General features: G+C 68.9%; 29 protein-coding genes and 1 riboswitch. Of the genes, 17 read left to right on the top strand and 12 right to left on the bottom strand.

The window, feature by feature from the left end:
- Positions 1-232, top strand: a 232-nt coding sequence (locus tag IPV09_RS10790) for a hypothetical protein (protein ID WP_207475247.1), incomplete at its 5' end; no start/stop codon positions are given.
- Between the two features lie 21 nt (positions 233-253).
- On the opposite strand, the gene IPV09_RS10785 is transcribed toward IPV09_RS10790, so the two are convergent.
- From IPV09_RS10785 to IPV09_RS10755, 7 genes are all read right to left on the bottom strand, one after another.
- Positions 254-898: a sugar transferase gene (locus IPV09_RS10785; RefSeq protein ID WP_207475246.1), complete on the bottom strand. Its 645-nt coding sequence runs from the start codon at positions 896-898 to the stop codon at positions 254-256.
- A gap of 20 nt (positions 899-918) precedes the next feature.
- Positions 919-2,082, bottom strand: a complete 1,164-nt coding sequence (locus IPV09_RS10780) for a DegT/DnrJ/EryC1/StrS aminotransferase family protein (RefSeq protein WP_207475245.1) — start codon at positions 2,080-2,082, stop codon at positions 919-921.
- Between the two features lie 9 nt (positions 2,083-2,091).
- Positions 2,092-2,679 (bottom strand): cobalt ABC transporter, encoded by a 588-nt coding sequence (locus tag IPV09_RS10775; RefSeq protein ID WP_207475244.1) that lies wholly within the window; start codon positions 2,677-2,679, stop codon positions 2,092-2,094.
- Positions 2,680-2,684: 5 nt separating this feature from the next.
- Complete coding sequence (locus tag IPV09_RS10770) at positions 2,685-3,428, bottom strand: energy-coupling factor transporter transmembrane protein EcfT (RefSeq protein ID WP_207475243.1); 744 nt, start codon at positions 3,426-3,428, stop codon at positions 2,685-2,687.
- Positions 3,425-4,933 (bottom strand): ABC transporter ATP-binding protein, encoded by a 1,509-nt coding sequence (locus IPV09_RS10765; RefSeq protein WP_370590291.1) that lies wholly within the window; start codon positions 4,931-4,933, stop codon positions 3,425-3,427. Before IPV09_RS10765 ends, IPV09_RS10770 begins: the two co-directional genes overlap by 4 nt.
- Positions 4,930-5,607 (bottom strand): ECF transporter S component, encoded by a 678-nt coding sequence (locus IPV09_RS10760; protein WP_370590290.1) that lies wholly within the window; start codon positions 5,605-5,607, stop codon positions 4,930-4,932. The genes IPV09_RS10765 and IPV09_RS10760 overlap by 4 nt, the downstream gene beginning before the upstream one ends.
- A gap of 44 nt (positions 5,608-5,651) precedes the next feature.
- Positions 5,652-5,758, bottom strand: a riboswitch (TPP riboswitch).
- A gap of 271 nt (positions 5,759-6,029) precedes the next feature.
- Complete coding sequence (locus IPV09_RS10755; RefSeq protein WP_370590289.1) at positions 6,030-6,908, bottom strand: A/G-specific adenine glycosylase; 879 nt, start codon at positions 6,906-6,908, stop codon at positions 6,030-6,032.
- Between the two features lie 57 nt (positions 6,909-6,965).
- Here IPV09_RS10755 and IPV09_RS10750 point away from each other — a divergent pair, with 57 nt between their 5' ends.
- Complete coding sequence (locus IPV09_RS10750; RefSeq protein WP_207475240.1) at positions 6,966-7,775, top strand: hypothetical protein; 810 nt, start codon at positions 6,966-6,968, stop codon at positions 7,773-7,775.
- Between the two features lie 88 nt (positions 7,776-7,863).
- Positions 7,864-8,253, top strand: coding sequence for a phage holin family protein (locus IPV09_RS10745; protein ID WP_207475239.1), 390 nt, complete (start codon positions 7,864-7,866; stop codon positions 8,251-8,253).
- A 78-nt stretch (positions 8,254-8,331) separates the two neighbouring features.
- Here IPV09_RS10745 and disA read toward each other — a convergent pair whose 3' ends face one another.
- Positions 8,332-9,375: a DNA integrity scanning diadenylate cyclase DisA gene (gene disA, locus IPV09_RS10740; protein ID WP_207475238.1), complete on the bottom strand. Its 1,044-nt coding sequence runs from the start codon at positions 9,373-9,375 to the stop codon at positions 8,332-8,334.
- A 95-nt stretch (positions 9,376-9,470) separates the two neighbouring features.
- Here disA and radA point away from each other — a divergent pair, with 95 nt between their 5' ends.
- Positions 9,471-10,883 carry a DNA repair protein RadA gene (gene radA, locus IPV09_RS10735; protein ID WP_207475237.1) on the top strand — a complete coding sequence of 471 codons (1,413 nt, stop codon included), beginning with the start codon at positions 9,471-9,473 and terminating at the stop codon, positions 10,881-10,883.
- Positions 10,884-10,961: 78 nt separating this feature from the next.
- On the opposite strand, the gene IPV09_RS10730 is transcribed toward radA, so the two are convergent.
- Both IPV09_RS10730 and IPV09_RS10725 read right to left on the bottom strand, forming a co-directional pair.
- Entirely contained in the window at positions 10,962-11,600 is a 639-nt protein-coding gene (locus tag IPV09_RS10730; RefSeq protein WP_207475236.1) for a VOC family protein, read from the bottom strand.
- Positions 11,601-11,686: 86 nt separating this feature from the next.
- A complete protein-coding gene (locus IPV09_RS10725; protein ID WP_207475235.1) occupies positions 11,687-12,511 on the bottom strand; it encodes a hypothetical protein in 825 nt (274 codons plus the stop codon).
- A gap of 84 nt (positions 12,512-12,595) precedes the next feature.
- Between IPV09_RS10725 and IPV09_RS10720 the strand changes: the two genes are divergently transcribed.
- The 4 genes from IPV09_RS10720 to IPV09_RS10705 all read left to right on the top strand — a co-directional run bounded on the left by IPV09_RS10720 (position 12,596) and on the right by IPV09_RS10705 (position 16,235).
- On the top strand, positions 12,596-13,504 hold the full coding sequence (locus IPV09_RS10720; RefSeq protein ID WP_370590288.1) for a sugar phosphate isomerase/epimerase family protein: 909 nt from the start codon (positions 12,596-12,598) through the stop codon (positions 13,502-13,504).
- Positions 13,504-14,430 (top strand): proline dehydrogenase family protein, encoded by a 927-nt coding sequence (locus IPV09_RS10715; protein WP_207475234.1) that lies wholly within the window; start codon positions 13,504-13,506, stop codon positions 14,428-14,430. The genes IPV09_RS10720 and IPV09_RS10715 overlap by 1 nt, the downstream gene beginning before the upstream one ends.
- Positions 14,427-15,227: a CPBP family intramembrane glutamic endopeptidase gene (locus IPV09_RS10710; protein ID WP_370590287.1), complete on the top strand. Its 801-nt coding sequence runs from the start codon at positions 14,427-14,429 to the stop codon at positions 15,225-15,227. Before IPV09_RS10715 ends, IPV09_RS10710 begins: the two co-directional genes overlap by 4 nt.
- A gap of 96 nt (positions 15,228-15,323) precedes the next feature.
- Positions 15,324-16,235: a serine hydrolase domain-containing protein gene (locus IPV09_RS10705; protein WP_207475233.1), complete on the top strand. Its 912-nt coding sequence runs from the start codon at positions 15,324-15,326 to the stop codon at positions 16,233-16,235.
- Positions 16,236-16,337: 102 nt separating this feature from the next.
- Here IPV09_RS10705 and IPV09_RS10700 read toward each other — a convergent pair whose 3' ends face one another.
- The gene (locus tag IPV09_RS10700) at positions 16,338-17,918 is read right to left on the bottom strand and encodes an FGGY-family carbohydrate kinase (RefSeq protein WP_207475232.1); all 1,581 of its coding nucleotides are present in this window, start codon (positions 17,916-17,918) and stop codon (positions 16,338-16,340) included.
- 236 nt (positions 17,919-18,154) lie between these two features.
- Between IPV09_RS10700 and IPV09_RS10695 the strand changes: the two genes are divergently transcribed.
- The 7 genes from IPV09_RS10695 (at position 18,155) to IPV09_RS10665 (ending at position 23,611) form a co-directional block, all read left to right on the top strand.
- Complete coding sequence (locus IPV09_RS10695) at positions 18,155-19,192, top strand: aspartate-semialdehyde dehydrogenase (protein WP_370590286.1); 1,038 nt, start codon at positions 18,155-18,157, stop codon at positions 19,190-19,192.
- Positions 19,189-19,986 (top strand): pyrroline-5-carboxylate reductase, encoded by a 798-nt coding sequence (proC, locus tag IPV09_RS10690; RefSeq protein ID WP_207475231.1) that lies wholly within the window; start codon positions 19,189-19,191, stop codon positions 19,984-19,986. Before IPV09_RS10695 ends, proC begins: the two co-directional genes overlap by 4 nt.
- Positions 19,987-19,999: 13 nt before the next feature.
- Positions 20,000-20,578: a DUF488 domain-containing protein gene (locus IPV09_RS10685; RefSeq protein WP_207475230.1), complete on the top strand. Its 579-nt coding sequence runs from the start codon at positions 20,000-20,002 to the stop codon at positions 20,576-20,578.
- Between the two features lie 104 nt (positions 20,579-20,682).
- Complete coding sequence (locus tag IPV09_RS10680; protein WP_002550589.1) at positions 20,683-20,784, top strand: 30S ribosomal protein bS22; 102 nt, start codon at positions 20,683-20,685, stop codon at positions 20,782-20,784.
- 136 nt (positions 20,785-20,920) lie between these two features.
- Positions 20,921-21,226 carry a glutaredoxin family protein gene (locus IPV09_RS10675; protein ID WP_207475229.1) on the top strand — a complete coding sequence of 102 codons (306 nt, stop codon included), beginning with the start codon at positions 20,921-20,923 and terminating at the stop codon, positions 21,224-21,226.
- 4 nt (positions 21,227-21,230) lie between these two features.
- Entirely contained in the window at positions 21,231-21,953 is a 723-nt protein-coding gene (locus IPV09_RS10670) for a redox-sensing transcriptional repressor Rex (protein WP_370590292.1), read from the top strand.
- A 53-nt stretch (positions 21,954-22,006) separates the two neighbouring features.
- Positions 22,007-23,611, top strand: a complete 1,605-nt coding sequence (locus IPV09_RS10665) for a uroporphyrinogen-III synthase (RefSeq protein WP_207475228.1) — start codon at positions 22,007-22,009, stop codon at positions 23,609-23,611.
- A 401-nt stretch (positions 23,612-24,012) separates the two neighbouring features.
- On the opposite strand, the gene IPV09_RS10660 is transcribed toward IPV09_RS10665, so the two are convergent.
- Complete coding sequence (locus tag IPV09_RS10660; protein WP_207475227.1) at positions 24,013-24,927, bottom strand: hypothetical protein; 915 nt, start codon at positions 24,925-24,927, stop codon at positions 24,013-24,015.
- 401 nt (positions 24,928-25,328) lie between these two features.
- On the opposite strand from IPV09_RS10660, the gene IPV09_RS10655 reads away from it, so the two are divergent.
- On the top strand, positions 25,329-26,012 hold the full coding sequence (locus IPV09_RS10655) for a histidine phosphatase family protein (protein WP_207475226.1): 684 nt from the start codon (positions 25,329-25,331) through the stop codon (positions 26,010-26,012).
- Entirely contained in the window at positions 26,009-26,599 is a 591-nt protein-coding gene (locus IPV09_RS10650; RefSeq protein WP_207475225.1) for a TlpA disulfide reductase family protein, read from the top strand. The genes IPV09_RS10655 and IPV09_RS10650 overlap by 4 nt, the downstream gene beginning before the upstream one ends.
- Positions 26,600-26,632 lie beyond the last annotated feature (33 nt).

Genomic DNA, 26,632 nt, shown 5'->3' with positions numbered 1-26,632 from the left:
GGGTGGCGGCACTGGGGAACTCATGACCTCACCCGCCGCCCGCTCACCACAGCGCCGCCAGGACGGTCACCAGGCCGGCACCGAGCAGACCGAACTCCACGATCCACATCAGGTCGCGCTCGCCGCGCCGTCCCACCAGACGGGCACACAGACCCATGACGAGCAGAAGGACACCGATCAACAGAAGAGGGGACACCAGGAGCTTTCGTTCGACGACCCGGGTGCGACGTGACGTGGCCCAGCACGGTTCCGGTCATGAGCGCACCACGGCGACCAGCGTCTGCCAGATCAGGGCCAGGTCGCCGAGCACCGAGTTCGTGCGCACATAGTCGCGGTACAGGGCCACCTTGCGCGGCAGGATCACCTCAACGTAGTGCTGCTCGGGGTCATCGGCGCCGGCCAGTTCGTCCTGTTCGTTGCGGTAGGTGATCGAGGCGGGGTCGGTGATGCCGGGACGCACCGACAAGATCTCGGCGGCGGCCTGTTCACCCCACATGGCGACGTACTTCGGCACCTCGGGTCGGGGCCCGACCAGGGACATGTCGCCGACGAACACGTCGATCAGCTGCGGCAGCTCGTCCAGTTTCGACTTGCGCAGGATCGCACCCACCCGGGTGATCCGGGCGTCATTGGCCGAGGTCACCAGGGAGCCCGAGTTCGCGACCGACATGGAGCGGAACTTGTGGATTCGGAAGAGCCGTCCGCCGAGCCCGACCCGCTGCTGCCGGAAGAAGACCGGGCCCGCCGGGTCGTCGACCTTGATCGCCAGCGCCGCAGCCAGGAACAACGGGGACCCGACCACCAGCCCGGCACCGGAGGCGACGAGGTCGAAGGCACGCTTGGTGGTGAACCGGCGCAGCCCGCCGCGCAGCCGCGCGGTCGTGGGGGTGCTGGTCATCGATGCTCCTTCGGTTCTGGTCAGGACAGGATGCGGCGAACCGCAGCGATCACCCGGTCGACCTGCTGGTCGGTCATCGAGCTGAAGATCGGCAGGCTCGCCACCCGGGCGAACTCCGCGCTGGCCACCGGGAACATGTCGGGGGTCAACTGGTAGGTGTCGCGCCAGTAGGGCTGCAGGTGCAGCGGGATGAAGTGCACCGAGGTGCCGACCCGCTCCTCGGCCATCCGCGCGATGAAGGTGTCCCGGTCGACCGGTGACGCGTCGGTCAGGCGGGCGACGTACAGGTGCCAGGCATGGCTGCTGTTCCCGGCGGCATGGGCGGGCAACTGCAGCGGCAGGTCTGCGAAGGCCTGGTCGTAGCGGGCGGCGATCGAGGCCCGGCGGGCGGTCATCTCGGGCAGGCGACGCAACTGCACCCGTCCCATGGCCGCGGCGGTGTCGGGCAGGTTGTCCTTGAAGCCCGGCGCCACGATGTCGTAGTGCCACGACGGCTTGCGCGAGGTGTAGCGGTCGAAGACGTCACGGTTGATGCCGTGCAGCCGCATCGTGCGCATGTGCTTGGCGAGCTCCGCGTGGGGGGTGACGATCATGCCGCCCTCGCCGGTGGCCATGGTCTTGGTGGCATAGAAGCTGTAGACGGTGGTGTCGTGGCCGTGGGTGCCGATCAGCTTGCCCTCGTTGCGGGTGGGCAGCGAGTGGGCGGCGTCCTCGACGACCTTCAGCCCGTGGGCGGCGGCGAAGTCGGTCAGCGCCTGGTTGGGCACCGACAGCCCCGAGAAGTGCACCGGTGCGATCACCTTGGTGCGTTCGCTGACACGGTCGGCGGCGTCGTCCAGGCTGAGGCACAACGTCTCGGGGTCGGAGTCGACGAAGACCGGGTCGGCGCCCAGGTAGCGGACGGCCTCGGCCGTGGAGGTGAACGTCCAGGCCGGCACCAGCACCTCGTCACCGGGCCCGACGCCGAGCGCCTCGTAGCTCAGGTGCAGCCCGGCGGTGGCCGAGTTGACGGCCACGGCATGGACCCCGCCGGCGCCCTCGGTGATGAAGTCGGCGAATTCCTTCTCGAACGCGGCCGCATTGGGGCCGGTGGTCAACCAGCCGTTGCGCATTGTTTCGACGACGGCATCGATTTCGGCCTCGGTGATGTCCGGAAGGGCGAAAGGAATGAAATCGTCGGTCATGCTTCGAATCTACCAGCGCAGCAGCGGACGACCACTGGTGAAGTCGACGACCACATCGGCCAGCCGCTGCGGACGATGCTGCTGCCAGTGGGCACGTTCCTGGGCGGCCCACAGGTCCCACCAGGGCCGGTAGCCCTCGCCGTCACGGTCCAGTGCCTGCAGCTTGCGGGTCTCGGCGTCCAGTTCGACCCACACCCCGGCGCTGGCCAGTTCACGGTTGTGCGGGGTGAGCGCCCCGCAGCCCTCGATGACGATGCCAGCGCCTGCGTCCAGCTCGACCCACCCGGAGGTCTGGTGGGTGACCCAGTCCCACGTCGGGTACCCGGGATTCTGGGCGCGCAGCATGTCGGGAATCATCGCCGCACCGGCGGCCAGGCCCTGCCACCCGGGGTAGCAGTCGTCCAGGCTCACCAGCTGCGTCCGCGCCAACGGGTCTGCCGGGTGGGCGTGCTGGGAGGCGCGGCTGCGCAGGTGGCTGACCAGCTCACGGGCCAGGGTGGACTTGCCGGCCCCGGAGCCCCCGTCGACGAGCAGCACGAAGCGGCGGTCTCCGCTCACCTGCAACACCTTGTCAGCGAGGTCCTCGATGATGCCCACGCCTCTCAGCTTCCCACGATCCAGAGGGTGTCGAACGTCCACGCCGCTCCCAGCGCCAGGACGCCGATGGCCAGCGCGATCATCACGGCAATCAGGTCGGCGGCACCCAGCCGGGACGTCCGGGCCCAGGTGCGGGGTCCGCCACCGAAGCCGCGAGCCTCCATCGCGGTCGCCAGCCGCGACCCGCGACGCACCGCAAACACGACCAGGGTGAAGGCCATGGTCAGCCAGCGCCGCAGCCGGTTGGTGTCGCCGAGTCCGCGGGCCCGGCGGGCCTGGCCCAGGGTGCGCCAGTCGTCCAGGAACAACCCGATCATCCGGACCCCGGCCAGGCTGCCCAGCACGAAGCGGGCCGGCAGCTTCAGCACCTGGGCCAGGCCGTCGGCCATGTCGGTGGGGTCGACGGTGGTCAGCAGCAGGATGCTGGGGATGCCGAGCGCGAAGACCCGGATGAACACCGCCAGCGCCAGCAGCAGCGACTGCTCGCTGACCACCACCAGCCCCCAGTCGAGGAAGACGCGGCCGTCCTGCTCACCGTAGAGCGCCATCGACAGGGCGGCGATGGGGGCCACCACCAGCAGGGGGATGAGTCGCGTCAGCATCCGCACGGTGCCGAAACCCACCCCGATCGCCAGTCCCAGGCAGCTGACGGCGACGATGGTGGCCGAGAGCCAGTCCAGGGTGATGATCACCGGAATGCTGAGCAGCACCGCGACCAGCACCCGGGTGACGGGATTGAGGCGGTTCATCGGACGACCTGCAGTCCGTGGTCGGTCAACCGCAGGTGGTGCTGGCCCAGCGCGGTGAGGTAGGCCGCGTCGTGGGTGACAGACAGCACGCTGGCGCCGGCGCTGACCTGCTGCTGCACGAGCCCGACGAGCTCGATCCAGGTGTTGCGGTCCTGCCCGAAGGTGGGCTCGTCCAGGATGATCACCCGCGGTCCGGTGGCGAGCACGGTGGCCACCGAGAGTCGCCGCTTCTCACCGCCCGACAGGGTGAACGGGTTCGCGTTGGCCAGCGGGGCCAGGCGCAGCGAGTCCATCAGGGCGTCGGTGCGTTCGGCGATGCGCGCCTCGTCCCAGCCCAGCGCGCGGGGGCCGGCGGTGAGTTCCTCACGCACGGTCGAGGCGACGAACTGGTGCTCGGGTTCCTGGAAGACGGTGCCGATGCGGGTGGTCAGGTCGGCCGAGTGCCACGTGGTCGGGTCGGGGGGGTCGACCTTGCGCCCACGCCAGCCGCGTCGAGCAGCCGGGCGCAACGCCTCGGCGGCCCGAACATGACCGGACAACGGGGGCAGCAGACCGGCCAGGGTCAATGCCAGGGTGGACTTGCCGACGCCGTTGGCCCCGGTCAGCACCATCGAGACACCCTGGGGCAGTTCCACGTCCAGGGCTTGTTGGACGACGTGGTCGAGGCTGCGTCCGATGGACAGGTCGTGGGCGGACAGGATCGCCGGAGTGCCTCCGGTCGCGGGTGCCCCGCCCGCCGTCGGCAGGGCGACCGCTGGGACCGGGGCGCCCGGCACCCAGACGCCGGCGGCGAGCAGGGCGTCGCGGTGCGCCTGGATGGTGGCGCGGGCCGGTCCGTCGGCGAGCACGCCGCCCTCGGGTCCCAGGACGATGACCCGGTCGACCAGGTCGAGCCAGGTGTCGACCCGGTGCTCGACCACGACCAGGGTGCGATGGCGGTCGGCCACCGCCCGTCCGACGGCGTCGACGACCTGGGTGATGCCGTCGGGGTCAAGATTGGCTGTCGGTTCGTCCAACAGCAGGATGTCGGCCTGCATGGCGATCGCCCCGGCCAGCGCCAGACGCTGCTTCTGGCCCCCCGACAGGGCCGAGGTGGGGTGGCGCAACGAGACGTCCAGGCCGACCTCGGCCAGGGCGTGGTGCACCCGCGGCCAGATCTGTTCGCGGGGCACCTGCAGGTTCTCGCAGCCGAAGGCGACGTCATCACCGACCCGGGCCAGCACCACCGACGACTCCGGGTCCTGCTGGACCAGCCCGACCCGGCCGATGCAGCGGGTCGGGTGGCGTCCATCGATCAGCAGGCGGCCGGCCTGTTCGCCCTCGTCGCCGGAGATGACCCCGGCCAGGGCGTGCAGCAGGGTCGACTTGCCCGAACCCGAGGCGCCCAGCAGCAGCACCCGCTCGCCCTCGGCGATGGTGAAGCTGAGCTCGCGCACCGCCCAGTTCCGGCGTGACGCGTGGCGCCACCCCCAGTCCTGGGCGGTGATCAGGGCAGCAGCGGTCACGCCTGGCTTCCGGTGCTGACCTCGCGGCCAGACGCGAACCGGTCCAGGGCGCCGGTGCCGGCCAGCGCCTTGGTGAGCAGCCATCCGAGCACCCCGGCCAGCACCGCGCCGGACAGGGCCAGGCAGCCGAGGTAGATGGCGTTGAACTCGAACGACTTGGCACGGTTGCCCAGTACCCATTCGAGCAGCCAGGCGCCGGCGCCGGCGCCCACACCGGCGAGCATGGCCACCGACAAGGTGAAACGTCGGTACAGGAAGACGAGCAGGACCAGTTCGGCGCCCAAACCCTGGGCCAGGCCCGAGTAGAGGGTGGTGATGCCCCACTGGTTGCCGATGGCGGCAGAGACGGCGGCGGCAATCACTTCGACGAGCACGGCGGCGCCGGGCTTGCGGATGATCAGGCCGCCAGCGACACCGCCGAGCAACCAGATGCCGACCGCCAGCCCGCCCAGACCCGGGGTGAGGGCGTCCATGGCGCCGAACCAGACGCCGCCGATGCCGTTCCAGACCCAGAAGATCAGGCCGATGGCCACGCCGAGCACGGCGGTGACGACGATGTCGACGACGCGCCAGCCGCGGTGGGCCCGGGGGGCGGTCAGGTCGTCGGTGTCGGTGACGTCGGGGGTGGCGCCCGAGGTGGCGCCTGAGGTGGAGGAACTCCTGGTGGTGGTCACGATGTGTGCCCCTTTCGAATTGGGCACGGGTGCATGTCGACTTTCGACATGAAGAGCATCTCCCTGCGCTGGCATGACCCAGATCAGGTGCGACGGTCGGGGCGAACTAGCCCCCTCTCAGCCCGGTTCCCGGACTCCCGTGGGTGTTGTGATCCACTATAGGCCGGTCAGGCGGAGGTGGAACACGCGCGTCCACCCGACCGGTGGGCCATGCACGCATCTGACATGTGGGCCACGCACCCTGACGTCGGGCCAGGCCCTTGATGCTGGATCAGCCACCCCCGCCAGCTTCCCCAGCAATGTGCACCCAGTGACCCCAACTCGGGCATGACGGCGCTGATTGGCTCACTGGGTGCACGTTGCTGGGTCACCGGACCAGGGGGAGCCGTCTGGCCACGGGAAATTGGCGTCTGCGCGCCAGCTCAGAGGGTGACCATGGTGCCCGTCGCCCGGGCCAACCCGTCTGCCAGCAGCGAGTCGAGGCAGCGTGCTGCCTGCGCCGGGTCATCCCACAACCCCAGCAGATGCTCACGGCTGCGTCCGTCGCGATGAGCGCGCAGGGCGGCCAACATCACCCCACGGCACTGCCGGTCGGTGCCGTGCCAGGCCTGGACCCGCCGAGGTGTCACCGATTCGGGGCGACCAGCTGCCAGCCAGGCGCAGTCGGGGCTCACCGGGCACTGGTCACAGGCAGGGGAGCGCGCGGTGCAGACCAGCGCTCCCAGTTCCATCGAGGCCGCCGCCCATCGGGCAGCCGTGGGCGCGTCATCGGGCAACCATCGCTCGGCTCGTCGCCGGTCGGCGGCACCCGGGGGTTGTTCGCCGACAGGCGACTCGAGCCTGGCCAACACCCGCCGGACATTGGTGTCCACCACCGGCGCGCGCCGACCGAAGCCGAAGCTGGCGATGGCCGCGGCGGTGTACTCACCCACCCCGGGCAGGGCGAGCAGGTCCTCGACCTCGGAGGGGACCAGCCCGCCGTGGTCGGAGACGATGGCGCGCGCCGCCGCGTGCAGGCGCAGTGCCCGGCGGGGGTAGCCGAGCCGTCCCCAGGCCGCCACTGCCTCGGCGGACTCGACAGCTGCCAGCGAGGCGGGGTCGGGCCAGCGGTCCATCCACTCCCGCCACGGGCCCAGCACCCGGTTCACGGGGGTCTGCTGCAGCATGAACTCGCTGACCATCACGCCCCACGGGGTGCACTCGGCGCGTCTCCACGGCAGGTCGCGGGCGGTGGTGTCGTACCAGTCGAGGACGTCACCGACCACCTCGGTGCAGGGACGGACGACCATGGCGTCCATCATGGCAGGCGCCCGGCACGCCTCCCCGACGCCTGCGCCGCCGATGCGTAGCCTCAAGCCATGACGACGCTGCTGCATCCGATCGGCCCGGAGCCGGAGGAGACCTACTGGAAGCGCCGCGCCCTGGTGCTGGGTGCCTTGGTCCTGGTTCTGCTGCTGCTCATCTGGGCGATCAGCAGCCTGTTCAACGGATCCGAGGACACCGGTGCGGTCCCGGTCGACCAGACCACCCAGGGGGAGTCATCAATCACCACTTCGAGCTCCCTCGAGACCCCCAGCATCGAGCCCTCAGGCAGCGGCGCGGCGAGTCCGTCGGGCTCCGAGAGCGAAGCGACCGACCCCAGCACCGCACCATCCTCCCCGGACACCAGCACGGACGCGACCCCGGACCCCACCGCCAGCCCCTCGACCACCAGCCCGGCCACGTCCAGCCCGGCCACGAGCGCCGCGTCGAGTCCTGCCACCAGCACCGCGTCCCCGACCGGTCCGGTGGTCTGCACCGCCGCCGAGGTCGTCCCCGGTATCACCGGTGCCACCCGGGTGAACACCGGCCGCACCGTCGACCTGAAGATCACCCTGACCAGCACCAAGACCTGTGTCATCGACTTCGCCACGGCGAGTTTCGAGATCCGCATCTATTCCGGGTCCGACCGCATCTGGTCGTCGAACGACTGCTCGACCCACCAGCCCAAGGGCCGCTCCACCCTGGCCCCCGGCAAGATGTGGGGCTACACGATCTCGTGGAACACCAAGCGCTCCCTGGGGGACTGCAAGCTCGACCCCTCCTTCCTGCTGCCCGGCACCTACGTCGCCACGGCGGTGCTGTCGGGCGGTGAACCGGTCCAGCACGTGATGACCGTGCTGGCCTGAGCCCACGGCGCGCGCCCGACCAGGTCAGGGGTCGGTTCGGGGCCAACCCCGATGGTGTGGGCGTCATTGGCGTGCAAGGGTCGTCAGCATGAGTTTCATCCTGCGTGTCCTGGCCACCGCCGCTGCCGTCTGGGTGGCCGCATGGTTGCTGCCCGGGGTCACGGTCGACGGCGGCAGCACCAGCGAGACGATCGTGGTGCTGCTGGCCGTGTCGGTGATCTTCGGCCTCGTCAATGCCGTCGTCAAGCCGCTGTTCAGCGCGCTCAGCACCTGCTTCATCATCGTGACCTTCGGGCTGTTCCTGTTCGTCATCAATGCGTTGATGCTGCTGCTGACCTCGTGGATCGCCGGCCAGCTTGACCTCGCCTTCCACGTTGATGGCTTTTGGTGGGCGCTGCTCGGCTCGATCGTGATCAGCCTGGTCAGCGGCTTCATCAACGCCGTCCTCGGCACCAAGCGCACCGAACGAGCCCACTGAGCCGCCAGTCGAACCTCGGAGCCCGGACGCCCGGGCCCGTACGCGCGCCGCCGCCTGTCTCCGAACGAACCGTCGGTGTCAGGACACGCTCGGGTCCAGCAGCGCCGCCTCGGTCATCCGCATCAGCCCGTCACGAATGGTGCGCGCCTGCTGCGCGGTGATGCCCTCGACGGTGGCCAGCTCGGCGGCCGTCGCCGCCAGCACGTCCTGCAAGGAACCGAAGTGCCCCAGCAGCGCCTCTGCCTGCGCCGAGGACATCCGCGGCACGCTCTGCAGCTGGCGGTAGCCGTGCGCCTGCACCTTGGTGTCCAGGTGCTGCGAACCGAAACCGAACGCCTCGGCGGCCCGCCCCAGGTCGAGCAACTCCTGGTCCGACAAGGCCTCCAGCCCCAGGCTCGCGGGCTTGTCGAGGTAGTCCCGGCGCAGCTGCTCCGACATCTCGTCACGGCCATGGCTGACCTCGGCCAGCTGGGTGCCCAGCAGCCGTCCCTCGACCCCGAGCACCACCAGCGCGTCCAGCACCTCCAGTTCGAGTCGCCGACTGAACTCCAGGCGCTGGGCCAACCGGACGACGTCGGCGACGCTGACCTGGTCCTGGATCTCCAGCACGTTCAACGCCCGCGCCATGGTGATGATCTGGGCGCGGTGGCTGAACATGGCCGTCAGCGCCTGGTTGGTGCGGGCCAGGATCAGCTGCGGTGAGACCACCGGATGCCGCTCGCCGTCGATGAACAGGGCCAGCGTCGACATCGACGCCGAGACGGTGACCACCGGCACCCCGGTCTGGCGCGAGACACGGTCGGCGCTGCGATGCCGGGTGCCGGTCTCGCTGGTGGGCAGGTCGCCGCGGGGGACGAAGTGGACCCCGGCCCGCACGATCCGCTGCAGGTCCTCGGTGAGGATGATGCCGCCGTCCAGCTTGGACAGCTCACGCAGCGCGCTCGGGGTGAACGGCACGTCAATGTGGAAGCCGCCCGAGGACACCTGCTGGACCTCGTCGCTGTTGCCCATCACGATCAGGGCGCCGGTGCGGCCGTGGACGATGCGCTCCAGCCCGTCGCGCATCGGGGTGCCGGGCGCGATCAGGGCCTGGTATCGCTGCAGGTTCTCGGGGGTCGGCATGCCCGAAAGTCTAGGTCGGGTCGGCGGACGCCCGGCCGCGGCACCGGCGATGGCCGTGAAAGTCCCTGTCGGTGCCCCCCTCTAGGGTGGGCACCATGGCCAAGACGAAGACCGAGGCATTCCATTGCACCGAGTGCGGTTGGACGAGCATGAAGTGGGTGGGCCGGTGCGGCGAGTGCCAGACCTGGGGCAGCGTGGTCGAGGCCGGGGCCCCGAAACTGCAGCAGGTGGCGTCGTCGGTGCCCATGACCCAGGCGATACCGATCTCGCAGGTGCCGCAGGGCCAGGCGGACCGCCGGTTGACCGGCATCGGTGAACTCGACCGCGTCCTGGGTGGCGGGCTGGTGCCCGGAGTGGTGGCGCTGCTGGCCGGCGAACCCGGCGTGGGCAAGTCCACCCTGCTGCTGGAGGTGGCCGCCAAGTGGGCCCGGGGCACCGGCCCCGGCGGCGCCGCCGAGCGCACCCTGTACGTCACCGGTGAGGAGTCCGCCGCCCAGGTGCGGTTGCGTGCCGAACGCACCCATGCCCTGGCCGACAACCTGTACCTGGCCGCCGAGAATGACCTCGGCACGGTGCTGGGGCACATTGAGCAGGTCGAGCCGAGCCTGCTGGTGGTCGACTCGGTGCAGACCATTGGGACGGCCGAGGCCGATGGCTCACCGGGTGGGGTGACCCAGGTGCGCGAGGTGACCGCCGCCCTGGTCAGGGTGGCCAAGCGCCGCGGGATGGCGGTGGTGATCGTCGGCCACGTCACCAAGGACGGGTCGATCGCCGGGCCCCGGATGCTCGAGCACCTGGTCGACGTGGTGCTCGCCTTCGAGGGGGACCGCCACTCGGGGTTCCGGATGGTGCGCGCCACCAAGAACCGTTTCGGGCCCGCCGACGAGGTCGGCTGCTTCGAGATGAATGACGCGGGCATCGTCGAGGTGCCCGACCCGACCCACATCTTCACCACCGAGCACGCCGAGCCCGTGCCCGGCACCTGCGTCACGGTCACCATGGAGGGCCGACGCCCGATGCTGGCCGAACTGCAGGCGCTGGTGGCGCCCTCGCCGTACCAGACCTCGCCGCGGCGCACCACGCACGGGCTCGAGAACGCCCGGGTGGCGCTGGTGCTGGCCGTGCTGGAACGCAAGGCACGCATTGCCCTGTCCCAGAAGGACGTCTACGTCTCCACCGTCGGAGGAGCGCGGGTCAGCGACCCGTCCATTGACCTGGCCGTGGCGATCGCCGTCGCCTCGGCCGCCGTCGACCGGAACTTTCCGCAGCGGGTGATCGCCATGGGTGAGGTCGGCCTGGCCGGGGACCTTCGCCGCGTCCCCGGGCTGGAGCGTCGCGTCGCCGAGGCGGCCCGGCTGGGCTTCGAGTTGGCGATCGTGCCCGCCAACTCGCGCGACAAGTCCCAGAAGCTGCCGCGGATGCACGGGCTGAAGGTGGTCGAGGTCGGGAGCCTGGCCGAGGCGTTGGGCGTGCTGGACCTGCGCCGGACCGTCACCTCCGACGACTGACCGTCCCGCTGACGCCCGGGAACGACGAACGGCCCGCCCCGAAGGGCAGGCCGTCCATCAATTCGTGGGGTGCGGGTCTCAGATGCGGACGTCGCCGCGGCCGGGGACCTCGAAGATTGCGGCATCCAGGCCGGGCTGGCCGTTCTCGGAGCTGAACTGCATCTTCACGCCGTCCAGCTCCTCACCGATCTCGATGCCAACCCAGTCCTCCACCCGCTGGGGGCTTCCCGAGATCTGCATCGTCTTGAGTCGAATCTCGCCGGGCAGGGCCCGGGGAAGCACCTCGGGGTCGGACTTCCACTTCAGGAAGTAGGGCAATTGGGGGTCGGCCATCAGACCCTTGATGCCAATCTGCTCCCATTCGAGCAGGCGGCCATCGGGGAAATGGCGCGAACCGGGCACGGCCTGACGTTCCAGGCGTGCTTCATAGGGGCTGAGGTCGTCCACCGACAATGCCCAACCGAGCCAACCGCCGCCCATTTCGGAGCGTGCGCGCACGGCCTGACCGAAGACGGCTTTGTCTGCGGCGGGATGGTCGAGGACCTCGACAGCCTCGATGTAGCGGCCGTCAGCAAGCGGCAGCAGGTTGTTGCGGGTACCGAAACGTGGGTGGAATCCGCCGTTGATGAACGATGCCCCCAAGGCATCGCCCAGACGCTCGACGGTGGACGCCAGACCCTCGGGTCCCGCTGCGAAGATCAAGTGGTCCACATGCATGACCTCATCATTGCCGACACCGTTGTCATCCACGAAATCGGCCCCTCCCAAAGGGGGGTATTGACAACGGCACCGGTGTGCTTCGGCTAGCGGGTGGCCGCGGTCGCGGGGTGCAGCGGCATCCGCCGGGCCAGGAAGCGCTCACACTCGCCGGCCAGGACCGCGTAGGCGTCGGCTCCGACCAGTTCGACCAGTTCGTCGCGGCCGGAACGAAACAGCGGCTCGTCGCCGACGTGGGCGGTCGGTGAGGTGGTGCAGTACCAGTCCAGATCGGCCCCGCCCGGGCCCCAGGCGTCGCGGCCGAACTCGCCGATGCTGACCTCCAGGGTGGGGGTGCCGTCACCCCGTTCGCCGTGGCGGTACTGGCGTCGGAACGGCAACTGCCAGCACACCTCCGGCTTGGTCTGCAGCGGCGGACGATCCTGGCGCAGTGCCAGCAGGTGCAGGGCGCAGCCGGCGCCGGCCGGGAAGTCGGGCCGGTTCAGGAAGATGCAGGCGCCGTCCAGTCGGCGGGTCTGCCTGCTGGACGCCGGACCCTCGCCGCCTTCGGGTTCGTCGCCGCCGTCGGGTTCCTCACCGCCGTCCTCGGACTCGGTGGCCCAGCCGTCCGCCGTGCCCTCGGCGTGGTGCTGCCACAGGGTGGGGTCGAGTTGCGCCACGAACCCGGCCACCCGCTGCTCGTCGGCAGGTTCGGTGAAATGGGCGCCGAAGGTGCAACAGCCGGCGTCCGGCTGGGACGCGTCGATGCCGCGACACCCTGACCCGAACACGCACGTCCAGGAACTGGTCAACCAGGTCAGATCGGCCTTCACCACCTGGTCGGGGTCGGCGGGGTCGACGAACTCGATCCAGTGTCGGGTGAAGTCGCCGGGTAGCTCATCGGAGAGCACCACCGGGGGCCGGGTGGTCATCGGGTGAGTGTAACGCCCGCCCCGATGGCGTCCGGCTTGCCGCGAGGCCGACCTCATGCTGGCGTTCGGGGATACTTTGGAACCGTGAGCGCTCAGAACCCGATCGTCCTGTCGACGTCGTCGGTCTACCCCGAGGCAACGGCCAGCGGCTTCGAACTGGCCGCGCGACTTGGCTACGACGGTGTCGAGGTGATGATCGGCATTGACCCGGTCGCCGCCGACATCGACCGGGTCGAGGCGCTGCGGGACTTCCACGAGGTGCCGGTCCGCGCGATCCACGCCCCGACGCTGCTGGTCACCCAGTCGACGTGGGGCACCGACCCGTGGGACAAGCTGCGACGCTCGGGGGAGGCCGCCAAGCGGTTGGGGGCCAGCGTGGTGGTCGTCCACCCGCCGTTCCGTTGGCAGATGAAGTACGGTCGCGGCTTCGTCGACGGGATCCGCAGGCTGAACCACCACTTCGCGCCACTGCTGTTCTGCGTCGAGAACATGTACCCGTGGCGCACCAAGGTGGGGGAGTTCAAGGCCTACCTGCCGCACTGGGACCCCACCGATCTGGCCCACGAGCACCTGACCCTCGACCTGTCCCACGCCTCGACCGCGAACATGCAGTCACGTGACTACGTCCGCGAATGGGGCAGACGGCTGCGCCACGTCCACTTCACCGATGGCTCGGGCAGCTTCAAGGACGAGCACCTGTTCCCCGGTGAGGGCAGCCAGCAGGCCTACGAGCTGCTCGACGACCTGGTCGCCACCGGCTACGGGGGGCAGGTCGTGCTGGAGGTGAACTCGCGGCGCGCCGGCAACCGGGCCAGCCGTGAGGCACTGCTCGGCCAGGCCCTGATCGACATGCGCCGGCGGCTGGGACAACCGGTCGACGAGACCACCGAACGCCACACCCGTGCCGCCCTCGAACTGGTGGCCACCGCCCCGCCGGATGCCCTGGGCCCCGACCCGTCCGGTGCGCTCGGACCCGACTGGAGGGACGGCTGATGCGTCGCACGTACCTGGAACGACTCGCGAACAACCGGCGGGTGGAACGGATGCTGGCCAGCGCCCCGGGGCTGGACGAACTGCTCGACCGGTTCCTGGCCGGTGACCACCCGGCCAAGGCCGTGGTCGTGGCCATGGACATGGTCGGCAAGGGGCTGGACGTCAGCTTCGCCCAGACCGCACCCGCCGCCACCGACGAGCGGGCCGCGCGGGCCACCGCCGACGACCACCTCGAGGTGATCCGGCTGGCCGCAGCCTCGGGGCTGGTCGGCTTCGACGTCTCGCTCGGCCTGTCCGCGCTGGGGCTCACCCTGGGGGCGGATGGCCCCGCCCTGGCCCGTGCCCACGCCGGTGAGATCGCCGCCGCCGCCGACGCGGTCGGTGCCACCGTCACCCTGGACACCGGCCGCCTCCAGTACGTCGACCAGGTGCTTTCGACGGGCCTGTCCCTGCGCCAGGACCACCCCAGCGTGGGCATCACCCTGCAGTCGAAGCTGCGACGTTCGGCCACCGATCTCGGCGACGTCATGGGTCCGGGCAGCCGGGTCCGCCTGTGCAAGGGTGCCTTCCCCGCCCACGAGCCCGACAGCTACCCGTCCCGGGCCGGCGTCGACCGCAGCTTCGTCCGGCTGCTGCGCGCCCTGATGGAGAGCGCCGCCTATCCCATGGCCGCGACCCACGACCACCGGCTGGTGTCGATCACCCACAAACTGGTGCGCCGCAACGGCCGCACCCGCGACGACTACGAGTTCCAGATGCTGATGGGGGTTCGTCCCTTCGAGCACCGCCGTCTGGTCGACACCGGACGACGCCTGCGCGTCTACCTGCCCTATGGACGCGACTGGTACCCGTACGTGGTGCACCGCATCAATGACAATCCCGGTGCGCTGTCGCTGATCAGCCGACAGCTCGTGAGTCGTCGGTGAGGGCTGGACTCCTGACCCCGGTCGCCGACCCCTTGCCCGATGCCGGTGACCGCCGACGACTGCAGTGGCAGACCTGGCTGTTGCTGGCGCTGACCCTGGGCCAGTCCGGCGTCTACGCGGTGCTGCGCATCATCGAGCGGATGACCCGACCCGAGCCGCTGTCACAACAGACCTCGACGTTGAACACCTCGCAGGTGCCCGACCGGCCCTGGCTCGACCTGCTCTACCAACTGGCCAATGCCGCCTTCCTGGTGGTGCCGGCACTGATGGCGGTGTTCCTGCTCGCCACCGTGATGCCCCCGACCGGGGGACGTCGGGCGATGGGCATGGACGCCGACCGTCCCCGTTTCGACATGGGCTGGGGCGTCGGCATCGCCGCCTGCATCGGGGTTCCCGGGCTCGGCTTCTACCTGTTCGCCAAGGCCGTCGGCATCAACACCACCGTCGCCGCCGCCAACCTGGCCGAGGCCTGGTGGACCATCCCGATGCTGGTGGTGGCTGCCTTCGCCAATGCCGTGGTCGAAGAGGTGGTGATGGTCGGCTACCTGTTCGTCCGCTGGGCGCAGGCCGGCTGGTCGGTGGTGCTGGTGGTGGTCGTCTCGTCGTTGGTGCGGGGCAGCTACCACCTGTACCAGGGCTGGGGTGGCTTCATCGGCAACGTGGTGATGGGCGTGGCCTTCGGGTTGTTCTTCGTCAAGACCAGGCGGGTGTGGCCGCTGGTGATCGCCCACGGGCTGATCGACGTGGTCGCCTTCGTCGGTTACGCCCTGGTGGCGCCCCACGTGGGCTGGCTGTAGGTCGCGGTAGGGTGTTGACAAACGGAACGTCACACATGCCATGCGCGATTCGCCAGCGGAGGATGAATGATCGACCAACAAAAGTTCAATGCTCTTGTGGATTTGTTCGAGACGGCACGAGACACGCAGGGCAATCCCCTGAACATGCATTACCTGCTGGTCCAGCAGGGCGAGGCAGAATTCCTGCACCGCTTCGGTGATCGACGCGACCCGTCCGACATCCGCAGCCTCAGCAAGACCGTGATGGCATTGCTCACCGGAATCGTGGCGGAAACCCATGACGACTTTGACGACGAGATGCCGGTGTGGCCGATTCTGGAACGAGTCGGTTCCCTCAGCAACCGCGCCAACCTTGACCGACTGCAGCAGGTCAAGGTCAAGCACCTGCTGAACCACACCGTTGGCTTCGACCAACTGTTGTTGATGCGTGACGACATCGTCGGGGTCGACCCGTTCACCTACGTCGACCACGTCATCAACACCCCGATCGTGCACGACCCGGGCGAGCACTACCTCTACTCGAATGCCGGGTTCTACCTGCTGACAGTGGTGCTTCAGGAGTTCCTGGGGGAAGACCTCTACGACTACGCCGATCGCGTCCTGTTCAGCCCGCTGGGCATCGAGAAGCCGAGGTGGGAACGGTACGGCAACTACGTGGCCGGGGCGACGCGGTTGTGGCTGTACCCGCAGGACCTGCGCGCGATCGGTCGCCTCTTCCTGGACGACGGTGCCGGCATTGTTTCGGCTGAGTGGCTCGAGCGGCTGCGCAGGCCCACGGTGCTCACCCCCGGTGTGGACACACCGACCAATCCGTACTTCCGCCGCTACGCCTACGCCAATGGCTTGTGGCTCGGCGCCAGGGACGGGATCTACTTCGGGCACGGCACCGATGGGCAGACGCTGGCCATGATCCCCGAGCAGGACGCGGTCGTGGTCACCACCGCACACCAGGTGGACGTCACCCGGTTGGAGGAAATCGTGGACCGCGTCATCGCGGAACTGCACTGACCTGCAGACGATCACCATGACGAAGGGGGCCCCACCGGGGCCCCCTTTTTCAATCATCAGCAACGGCTCGCGCCGTCGGCTGTCCTCATGCCCCTGAGGGTCCTAGTGCCCCTGCTGCTCGCCGCCGTACTTCATGGCGACCACAGCCAATTCGTTGTAGATGTTGGCATCCACGAGTGCCAAGAAGGTCTTCTTGAAGATCTCGTAGAACTCGGTGTAGACCAAGTGGTTCTCCATGTCGGGTTCGATGAAGCCGTGGGTGTGGACCATCTTGTCGATGGCTTCGTCAATGCTGGGCAGTTCACCTGCACCCACACCGCCCAGGATTGCCGCGCCCAGCACGGCACACTCGGAGACCTTGAGTCGTTCAACGGGCACGCCGTAGATGTCGGCCTGCATCTGGCACCAGAACTGCGACTTTGCGCCACCACCCGACAAGCGGATCGTGTCAAACGGCCGCCCCAGCGCCCCCTGCATCGCCTCGACCGCCATCCGCAACTCGTAGATCACGCCCTCCAGCACCGCCCGGGCGACATGCTTGCGATCGTGGATCTGCGTCAGTCCGATCATCCCGCCGCGGGCATTGTCGTGGAAGTACGGTGTCGCCTGGGAGTTGAAGAACGGGAAGAAGAGCAGGCCTCGGTTTCCGATCGGCGCCTGTGATGCCTGCAGCGTGATGAGCTCGTACGGGCTGAGGTCAAGTTGGGCGCCAGCAGCAACCTCGGGTTGGCCGTAGGTGTCGCGCCACCAGCGCAGCACCGAGCCGGCCGCGTGAGCGGTGCCCTCCATGTCCCATCGACCCGGGATCGCATGGCTGCCGAACGAGACACCGCTGGTCAGGTTGTCCTCCATGCTCGGCGCTCGGTCCAACTGGGCCACCATCACCGCGGCAGTGCCCAGCGACAACTCGGCCATGCCCTCCTTGTTCACCCCGGAACCGACCGCCGCGCACTGCTGGTCGCCGCCACCGGGCGCCAGGATGGTGCCCTCGGCGAAGCCCGTCGCTGCGGCCCCCTCCTTTGACACCTTTCCGACTGCGCGCAGCTCGTGGAGGATGGGCGGCAGCTTGTCGCGGTCCAGTCCCATCGCGTCGATCAGCGTGTCGGAGTAGTCCAGGGTGGTGATGTCGAAGATGCCGTTGTAGTTGAGTGCTGAGGCGTTGGCGAAGACCTCGTCGGAGCCCAGACGGTTCAGGATCCACTCCTGGCCGTTGACGAACTTCCAGGCCTTCTCGTAGATCTCCGGGCGGTTGTCCATCAGCCACTTGAGTTTCGGGTACACCCACAGGCTGGACGGGGTCAGGCCGCTGATCCGGTAGTACTCGTCGTGACCGATCGTGTCATTGATCCACTGCGTCTCCTTGGTCGCACGTCCGTCGGACCACACGATGGCGTCGATGAGCGGCTGCCAGTCCTGCGAGACGGGGATGAAGGAGCCGCGCTGGCTGGACACCCCAATCGACACGATCTGCCTGACGTCACCGGGGAAGCGGCTGGTTGCCTGCTTGGATGCTGTGCACAGCCCGTCCCACAGGGCCCACATGTCCTGGTCCACCCACCCGGGATGGGGGTGTTTCGTGGCGTACTCGGCATAACCGCTGCTCAAAGTGTTTCCGAATTCATCGAAAATCATGACGGTCGTACCAGTGGTGCCGGCGTCAATGCCAGCGAAATACTTGGCCATTACTACCTCTCATTGCGGTGTCGTGCTGCCCGGTGCGGGCGGACTGCATTGTCCGTGACGCCGAGAATGTCCAGCGCGTCTTTCGCGACGTACACGCACCAGCAATCCTAGCTCGCATTTCGACAGCATCGTCCGGGTCAGGCGAAGTCGCCGGGACGTCGAGAGCGAGGCGCGGGTGGCGCGCCCCACGTGAACGGGCTGTGAGGTCACCGCGCCGCGGCGGTAGTCTGGCAGGCATGCATATTGGAGTCTTTGGGGCCACCGGCCAGGTCGGCGGCGTGATGCGCACGCTGCTCGTTGAACGCGATTTCCCGATCACCTCGATCAGGTTCTTCGCCTCCGCACGATCGGCGGGCACCACCCTGGACTTCAAGGGTGAGCCGATCACCGTCGAGGACGTCGCCACCGCCGACTTCGCCGGCATCGACATCGCCCTGTTCTCGGCCGGCAAGACTGCCTCGATGGAGTACGCCCCCAAGGTCGCTGCTGCCGGTGCCGTGGTCGTCGACAACTCCTCGGGATGGCGGATGGACCCGCAGGTGCCGCTGGTGGTCAGCGAGGTCAACCCCGACGACGTCGCCGACCGCCCCAAGGGCATCATTGCCAACCCCAACTGCACCACCATGGCCGCGATGCCGGTGCTGCGACCCCTGGACGACGCCGCCGGGTTGACGCGCCTGGTGGTGGCGACCTACCAGGCCGTGTCGGGTTCGGGTGTCGCGGGGGTCGCCTCGTTGGCCGGCCAGATCGAGGCCACGCCGAACCCCGAACGCCTCGCTCGCGACGGCAGCGTCTTCGCCGAGGGCGACACCGCCCCCTACGTGGCGCCCATCGCCCACAACGTCGTCCCCCTGGCCGGTGCCCTGGTCGATGACGGCACCGGTGAGACCGACGAGGAGCAGAAGCTGCGCAATGAGTCGCGCAAGATCCTGCACCTGCCTGACCTGCTGGTCGCCGGCACCTGCGTGCGCGTGCCGGTGTTCACCGGCCACTCGCTGGTCGTCCACGCCGAGTTCGACCGGGCCATCAGTCCCGAGGAGGCGACCGCGATCCTGGCCGAGGCTCCCGGTGTGCAGCTCGTCGACGTGCCCACCCCGCGGCAAGCGGCCGGCGCCGACCCGTCCCTGGTGGGCCGGATCCGGGCCGACCAGTCCGCCCCCGAGGGTCACGGGCTTGTGTTGTTCCTGTCCAACGACAACCTGCGCAAGGGCGCGGCGCTGAACACCATCCAGATCGCGGAGTTGGTTGCCCAGGAGTTGCAGGCAAGCCGATGAGCACCGGATTCGGGCGGCTCACCATGATCGGCGCCGGCAACATGGGCGGTGCCATCCTCAGCGGATTGGTGGCCGGTGGCGCCGACCCGACCATGATCACCGCGGTCGAGGCCTACCCGGCCCGGCGCGAGCAGTTGGCTGAGGAGTTGGGCATCCACGTCACCGACGACGCCGCCGCAGCGGTGGCCGACGCCGACGTGGTGGTGGTCGCCGTGAAGCCCAAGCAGGTGGCCGAGGCACTGACCGGGCTGCCGGTGCGCGAGGGCACCCTGGTCGTCTCGATCGCTGCCGGCATCCCCACCAGCACCCTGCAGGAACTGGTGCCCGCCGCCCACGTGGTGCGGGTGATGCCGAACACGGCGGCGCTGGTCGGGCAGGGATTGGCGGGCATCTCCGGCGGAAGCTCGGCACGCCCCCAGGACATCGACGTGGCCGTCGAGCTGCTGTCGACGGTCGGTCGGACCGTGGTGGTCCCGGAGTCCCAGCAGGACCTGATCACTGCCTCGTCCGGGTCAGGCATCGCCTACTTGTTCATGGTCGCCGAGTCCATGATCGACAGTGCCGTGGCGCTGGGGCTGACCCGCGCCCAGGCCGACGACATCGTCCGCCAGACCTTCGCCGGGGCCTCGGCGATGCTGGCCACCGGCACCCACCCGGTCATCCTGCGCGAGCAGGTCACCAGCCCCGGTGGCACGACCGCCGCCGGTCTGGCGACGCTGGAGGCGCACGGCCTGCGCACGGCCATCCTGCAGGCGATGACCGCCGTGGTCGAGAAGTCGTCCCGGTTGGCCTGAGTCACCATCGACCGTGAACCAGTCCCAGGTGGCACCGATGCCCTTCTTCACCATCGGTCATTCGGACAGGACCCTGGCGGAGTTCCTCGACCTGCTGCGCGTCGCGGGGGTGGAATGCCTCGTGGACGTGCGCAAGCTGCGGGGTTCGCGGGCCCACCCGCACTTCAACGAGGACGTCCTGGCCGAGCAGCTGCCGATCGCCGGGGTGGCCTACCAGCCCATGCCGGACTTGGCCGGTCGGCGTCCGGTCTGTCGGGAGGTGCCCGACCAGGTCAACGGGGCCTGGCGCAACCGCAGCTTCCACAACTACGCGGACTGGGCGCTGTCGCCCCAGTTCGCTGAAGCGCTCCGAGCAGTGCGCGAGGTCGGAGGCGCCCGGGCAACGGCCCTGATGTGTTCGGAGGCGGTCTGGTGGCGCTGCCACCGCCGCATCATTGCCGACCACCTGCTGGCCGCCGGTGAGGACGTCCGCCACATCATGGGTGGCGGAAGGGTGGTGGCGGCAGCCCTGTCGGCCGATGCCGTGGTGGCCCCCGGCGGCTCGGTGACCTACCCGGCGCCGCCGGATTCCGGGGCGACGACGCGATTGTGAGCCTGCCCGCCGGTCACGGTATGATCGGTCCTTGCCTCCGGCCTGCGAGCCGGACCAACTCTTCCGGCGCCGCCGGACTTTGACCGTCACCGAAAGGCCACACCGTGGGTTCTGTCATCAAGAAGCGTCGCAAGCGCATGGCTAAGAAGAAGCACCGCAAACTGCTGAAGAAGACGCGCATCCAGCGTCGCCGCGCTGGCAAGTAAGTCCGACGCTCAGGCGAGGAATCTGATTACCGGTTCCTTGTCGCGGTGGTTCCACCGCCGCGACGACCATCGCCCGACAGCCGCACCCTCGGCCACCCCGGCCGCCCCCGCCGCTGCGGAGGGTGCGGTTTCTGTCATGCCCGCGTCCGTGGTGGACGCGCTCGGCAGCGTTGCCGCCGTCGAGGTGCCGCGGGTGGTGATAGCCACCCGCGTCGACTGCCACCTGTGCCAGCAGGCCGAGGCCATCGCCGCCGCCGTGTGTCCGGCGGGCACCTGGGCCAGCATTGACGTCGACGCCCACCCCGCGGTGGCCAGCCAGTTCACGGACCACGTCCCCGTCGTCTGGGTGGACGGCCGGCTGCTGGCCTACTGGACGCTCACCGAGCAGCAGTTGGTCGCGGCACTGCACACCAGTGACTGGCCCAGCCCGCCCGACTTGTGAGAGCATTCACATACCACGCTGGCAGGCGTGGACACGGACATCAGGCACTGCTAGGAGTTCCCAGGTGAGCGACACGTCCACCATCTCGGAGGCCAGCATCGGCCGGCTGCCGCTGTACCTGCGCGCCCTCGCCGAGATGCTCGACCAGGGCATCACGACCGCCAGCTCCGAGACGCTGGCCGCCGCCACCGGCGTCCAGTCATCGCTGGTGCGGCGCGACCTGGCGCAGTTCGGCAGCTACGGCACCCGCGGCGTGGGGTACAGCGTTACCTCACTGCAGGACGAACTCAGCCGCATCGTCGGCGCCACCCGCACCTGGCGGGTGGCCGTGGTGGGCGCTGGGAACCTGGGCCAGGCGCTGGTGCGACACTCGGGCCTGTCGGCCGAGACCTTCACCGTGGTCGCGGTCGTCGACGTCTCGGACGAAGTGGTCGGCACCGAGATCAATGGGATCACGGTCACCCACCAGCGCGACCTGACCGCAACCGTGGCCGAGGCCGGGGTGGAACTGGCCATCATCGCGACCCCCGCCGCTGCGGCCCAGGACGTCGCTGACGCCCTCATCGCCGCGGGGGTGATGAGCCTGCTCAACATGGCTCCCACCACGCTGCACGTGCCCGAAGGGGTCAATGTGCGCAGCGTTGACTTCACCCAGGAGTTGCAGATCCTCTCCTACCATGAGGCACGCCGCGATCTCATGGGTGCTCACGCGCGAGATGGGAACTAGCCCTGAACGCCCCGTATGGTCATGATGTTATTTCACCAGAGCAAGGAGGGTCGATGAGCCCGGAAGCAGGCACGTCGCTCCAGACCACAGCAGACGCATCCGAGGGGGAGACCCCGACCCACACCCGGGTTGCCTTCGTGGGTGGTGGGCCAGGGCCCGCGTGGTTGCTCACCCTGGCCGCCGTCGAGGCGATGAACGCCGCCGACGAGGTCATCGTCACCTCGCCCGATCTGGACACGAACCACCCCCGGTTGCACCTGCGGCAGGAGGTGCGACGGGGCCTCGAGGAGATCGACCCTGCGGACCTGCACGGCCGACAGGTCGTCATCCTGGTCTGGGGGGACCCCCTGTTGAACCGCCGGGCCGCCGAGCTGGCCACCCGGTGCAGCGAGGTCGGCCTGGATGTCGACATCGTGCCCGGCGTCGCCGCGCGCACGTCCCTGCCCGGGTTCGCCGGGGTCTCGCTGGGTGATTCGGCCCAGCTGCTGACCCTGGATCCCGGAGCCGTGGTCGAGGACGTGCCGGTGCTCGCCTCCGCCGGCACCGTGGTCATCCTGGGCCGCGGCGACCAGGTGCAGCTGGTCGGCGACCTGGCCGAACTGGCCCACCGCGACCCGGAGGAGTCGGTGCTGGTCACCGCCCGCGCCGCCACACCCGAGCAGACCTCCGTCTCGACCACGATGAGCGAGCTGGACGGCGTGCTGAAGCAGCTGTCGGCCTCACAGGACTCGGCGCTGGTCTTCGTGCTGGGCGCCAGCACCGCTCCCGACAAGCGCGGACCCCTGAACTGGTATGAGTCCAAGCCGCTGTTCGGCTGGCGGGTGCTGGTGCCCCGCACCAAGGACCAAGCCGGCAGCCTGACGGCGCGACTGGCCTCGCATGGTGCGGTGCCGGAGGTCGTCCCGACCATGTCGATCGAGCCGCCGCGCACCCCGCAGCAGTTGGACAAGGCGATCACCGGACTCGTCGAGGGTCGCTACCGGTGGGTCGCGTTCACCTCGGCCAATGCCGTGCGCGCGGTCCGCGACAAGTTCATCGAGTACGGCCTGGACGCCCGCGCTTTCGGCGGCATCCAGATCGCCGTGGTGGGTGCCACCACCGCCGAGGTGTGTCGTGCCTGGGGCCTGGAGCCAGACCTCATCCCGTTGTCGGAGCAGTCGGCAGCCGGTCTGGCCGCCGAGTTCCCCGCCTATGACGACATGCTCGACCCGATGGACCGGGTGCTGCTGCCCAAGGCCGACATCGCCACCGAGACCCTGGCTGCTGGACTGATCGACCTCGGCTGGGAGGTCGAGGACGTGGTGGCCTACCGCACCGTCCGTGCCGCCCCGCCGCCGCTGGAAACCCGCGAGGCCATCAAGACCGGCAAGTTCGACGCCGTGGTGTTCACCTCGTCGAGCACGGTGCGCAACCTGGTCGGCATCGCGGGCAAACCGCACAAGGTCAGCATCATCGCGGCCATTGGCCCGCAGACGGCCGAGACCTGCCGCGAACACGGACTTCGGGTCGACGTGCAGGCCGACAACCCCTCGGCCATCGAGTTGGCCGACAAGCTGGCCGAGTTCGCGGTGGCACGCAAGGAAGACCTGATCGCCCGGAACAAGCCGACGGTGCGGCCGTCGCTGCAACGTCGACGGGGTCGTCCGGTCGGCAGCTGAGCATCGCGAACGCGGCGGTGCGGTGGGTGTCCTCGGTCCGGCACATCGTGAACTATGTGACGGCGCGGATGGGCATCACCGGCACATTGTGTTCTATGTGACCGTAAGTTGTGTGTCGGCCCTGTGGATGCCCGCAGGGCACATCGTGAACTATGTGACGGCGCCGATGGGCATAACCGGCACATTGTGGTCTATGTGACCGTGAGTTGTGTGACGGCCCGTGGACGCCCGCTTGGCACATCGTGAACTAAGTGACGGCGCGGACGGGCATCACCGGCACATTGTGAGCTATGTGTCAGCCCCGTGGACGCACACATGGCACATCGTGAACGAAGTGGCGGGGGTCGATCACTCGACCAGCAGACTCTCAGCCACGTGACGCCCGGTGGACGCGGAGGGGACTACCGGCCCCTCGGATCATCAGGCGTCCAGCCGGCTTCGAGCAAGGCTTCGCGGACGATCGTCAACACTTGCGGATACTTCCCGGCCAGATGTTTCGACGTCACCTGTTCGTAGCGAAACCCTTCGCCACGAATCTGCCGCGCCCTGTCAATGTCGTACTCCAGTTGCTCCGCCCGCTCCCGGTGGTAGCGGCCGTCGTAGTCCAGAGCCAGTTTCCACTCGTCCCAGTAGAAGTCGACCACGGCCACCCAGCCCCGCGGCGTACTCAACGTCGCGTTGAGCTGTGGTTCGGGCAGCCCGTCCCGGACCAACATCAGTCGAGTCTGCGTTTCGCGCGGCGAGGCGCTTCCCGGTCTAATCCACCGTAGGGACGCGTTCAGCTTGGCCCTTCCCGAGACCTGGGGTCTGACCGCGCGGCGAAGGTCGTCGACCGTGAGGGTGCTCCTGGGCCTGAGAAGCCAGTCACCCGCTGCGACCAGGTCATCAAACGCCAGCGTGGTCGCCAGATCACACCAGGTGCTGGGACCGTCGGTCACCAGCAGTCCGCCGACACGGCACGTTGTTCTGGCCTCCAGCCCGCGCCTGGACTTGACGCCGTCACGGCGCACCTGGCCACCGCCGTTCGGGGTCATCACGTGCAGCAGGTCGTTCGGGCTCCAGGCCTGGGGAAGGGGCATGCCGAGCAGATAGGCGGCTGTTTGGTGGCTGAAGGCAACGTTGCGGTCCCCGATGAGCACGCCGAACTGCTGTGCGGCGTCCATGACGCTTCTTACGCTGGTGCGGACGCGCAAACCATGATGGGGACGCTCAAGGCTGAGCGCCCGCAGGCGGCGTCGCGAAACCCCGAGCGCGACAGCATCAGCAACCCGGAAGTCCGCTGGCAGGCCGGACGGCAACGGTTCGAGCTTCGACATATGCCGAAGGTAAGTCGAGGACGGCTCTGACTCGTCATTATCCACAGGCCAATGTGAGGGTCATCTCGCCGGCCTCGTTTCGTCCACAGGTCTTGAATGTTGAGGCAAATCGTGTCATGGGAGCACTTAGTGAACGATGTGCCGCCTGGTTCGGCCTGATCCGGCACTTGGTGAACGATGTGCCGCCTGGTTCGGCCTGCTCCGGCACTTGGTGAACGATGTGCCGCCTGGTTCGCCCTGGCCCGGCACTTCGTGAACGATGTCCCGCCAGAATCACGGCACGCCCCCCGCACAAACCCCGCCACCGCCTCCGCGCGGCCAACTGGCCCGGTCTTGGGCACTCACGTATCGTGAGGTGAGCACCTGACCCGGCCTCCGTCGGGCAGTAGCCAGGAGGAACTGTGAACCAGCCAGCAACGGCCGAGGCCGTCGTGCACCTGGTGCGCCATGGTGAGGTCAACAACCCCGACGGCGTGCTGTACGGGCGCCTGTCGGGCTACGGACTGACCGAGCGGGGCGCCCTGATGGCCGAGCGGGTCGCGAACCACCTGGCGAACCTGCCGATCACCCACCTGGCCACCTCGCCGCTGCAGCGCGCCCGCGAGACGATGAAGCCGATCGCCGCCCATTTCCCCCACCTCGAGGTCGTCGACCAGCCCCTGGTCATCGAGGCCGCCAATGACTTCCAGGGGCAGGTCTTCGGGCGGGGCAACAAGGCCCTGCGCGACCCTCGCAATTGGTGGAAGCTGCGCAATCCGTTCACCCCGAGCTGGGGCGAACCGTTCACCGAGGTCGCCACCCGCATGCACTGGGCCATCCAGCTCGCCGCCGAGGCCGCGACCCAGGACCGTCCCGACGGCCAGGCCATCATCGTCACCCACCAGCTGCCGATCTGGGTCGCCCGCCGCTCGGCGGAGGGACGCCCGCTGCCCCACGACCCCCGCAAGCGGGAATGCATGCTGGCCTCGGTCACCAGTTTCAGCCTGCGCCAGGGCCGGATCGTCCGGGTGTCCTACGCCGAACCAGCTCGGGACCTGATTCCGGTCAGGGATCGTGCCATGAACTTCTCCGCGGGTGGCAGATGACCCAGCGTTTCACCCGCCGCCGCGCCTTCAGCCTGGGCCTCGGCGTTGCTGCGGTGGCGGCAACGGCTGTCACCACCGGCTGCCAGAACAACCCCTCGGCCAGTTCCGAGGTCGGCTTCGTCGTCGGCGACGGCTCGTTCACCATGATCCCCGTCGACCAGCGCAAGGCCATCCCCGAACTGGTCGGCACCGACCTGACGGGGCAGCCGCTGAGCACCAGCACCTGGGCCGGCAAGGTCGTCGTCCTGAACGTGTGGGGCTCCTGGTGCGGCCCCTGCCGCAAGGAGGCGCCCGACCTGGTCAAGGCTGCCGCCGCCACCGGCGAGTTGGCCCAGTTCATCGGCATCAACACCCGCGACAACTCCGCGGCGACAGCGCTGGCCTTTGAACGCACCTTCGGCGTCGAGTACCCCAGCTTCTTCGACCCGACCGGTGAGTTGCTGCTGAAACTCAACGATCTGCCCCCCTCGGCGATCCCCAGCACCCTGGTCCTCGACACCCAGGGACGAGCCGCTGCGCGCGTCCTGGGTGCCACCACTGCGGCCACCCTGCAGGGCATCATCGACGACGTGGCGGCAGGAAAGTGATCCCTGAGCTCGTCACGCTCGACCTCGGCACCT

Origin of the sequence: Tessaracoccus sp. SD287, assembly GCF_017355265.1 — a bacterium.
In the GTDB taxonomy this organism is placed as follows: Bacteria; Actinomycetota; Actinomycetes; order Propionibacteriales; family Propionibacteriaceae; genus Aestuariimicrobium.
Note: the sequence above shows the minus strand (reverse complement) of the source record. Positions and strands in the feature narration are given on the sequence as shown.

Bases quoted from the DNA above. Each gene is read 5' to 3' on its own strand.
- IPV09_RS10785 (WP_207475246.1), bottom strand. From the start codon at position 898: ATGACCAGCACCCCCACGACCGCGCGGCTGCGCGGCGGGCTGCGCCGG.
- IPV09_RS10780 (WP_207475245.1), bottom strand. From the start codon at position 2,082: ATGACCGACGATTTCATTCCTTTCGCCCTTCCGGACATCACCGAGGCC.
- IPV09_RS10770 (WP_207475243.1), bottom strand. From the start codon at position 3,428: ATGAACCGCCTCAATCCCGTCACCCGGGTGCTGGTCGCGGTGCTGCTC.
- IPV09_RS10755 (WP_370590289.1), bottom strand. From the start codon at position 6,908: ATGATGGACGCCATGGTCGTCCGTCCCTGCACCGAGGTGGTCGGTGAC.
- IPV09_RS10750 (WP_207475240.1), top strand. From the start codon at position 6,966: ATGACGACGCTGCTGCATCCGATCGGCCCGGAGCCGGAGGAGACCTAC.
- IPV09_RS10745 (WP_207475239.1), top strand. From the start codon at position 7,864: ATGAGTTTCATCCTGCGTGTCCTGGCCACCGCCGCTGCCGTCTGGGTG.
- disA (WP_207475238.1), bottom strand. From the start codon at position 9,375: ATGCCGACCCCCGAGAACCTGCAGCGATACCAGGCCCTGATCGCGCCC.
- radA (WP_207475237.1), top strand. From the start codon at position 9,471: ATGGCCAAGACGAAGACCGAGGCATTCCATTGCACCGAGTGCGGTTGG.
- IPV09_RS10730 (WP_207475236.1), bottom strand. From the start codon at position 11,600: ATGCATGTGGACCACTTGATCTTCGCAGCGGGACCCGAGGGTCTGGCG.
- IPV09_RS10725 (WP_207475235.1), bottom strand. From the start codon at position 12,511: ATGACCACCCGGCCCCCGGTGGTGCTCTCCGATGAGCTACCCGGCGAC.
- IPV09_RS10715 (WP_207475234.1), top strand. From the start codon at position 13,504: ATGCGTCGCACGTACCTGGAACGACTCGCGAACAACCGGCGGGTGGAA.
- IPV09_RS10700 (WP_207475232.1), bottom strand. From the start codon at position 17,918: ATGGCCAAGTATTTCGCTGGCATTGACGCCGGCACCACTGGTACGACC.
- IPV09_RS10695 (WP_370590286.1), top strand. From the start codon at position 18,155: ATGCATATTGGAGTCTTTGGGGCCACCGGCCAGGTCGGCGGCGTGATG.
- proC (WP_207475231.1), top strand. From the start codon at position 19,189: ATGAGCACCGGATTCGGGCGGCTCACCATGATCGGCGCCGGCAACATG.
- IPV09_RS10675 (WP_207475229.1), top strand. From the start codon at position 20,921: ATGCCCGCGTCCGTGGTGGACGCGCTCGGCAGCGTTGCCGCCGTCGAG.
- IPV09_RS10665 (WP_207475228.1), top strand. From the start codon at position 22,007: ATGAGCCCGGAAGCAGGCACGTCGCTCCAGACCACAGCAGACGCATCC.
- IPV09_RS10660 (WP_207475227.1), bottom strand. From the start codon at position 24,927: ATGTCGAAGCTCGAACCGTTGCCGTCCGGCCTGCCAGCGGACTTCCGG.
- IPV09_RS10650 (WP_207475225.1), top strand. From the start codon at position 26,009: ATGACCCAGCGTTTCACCCGCCGCCGCGCCTTCAGCCTGGGCCTCGGC.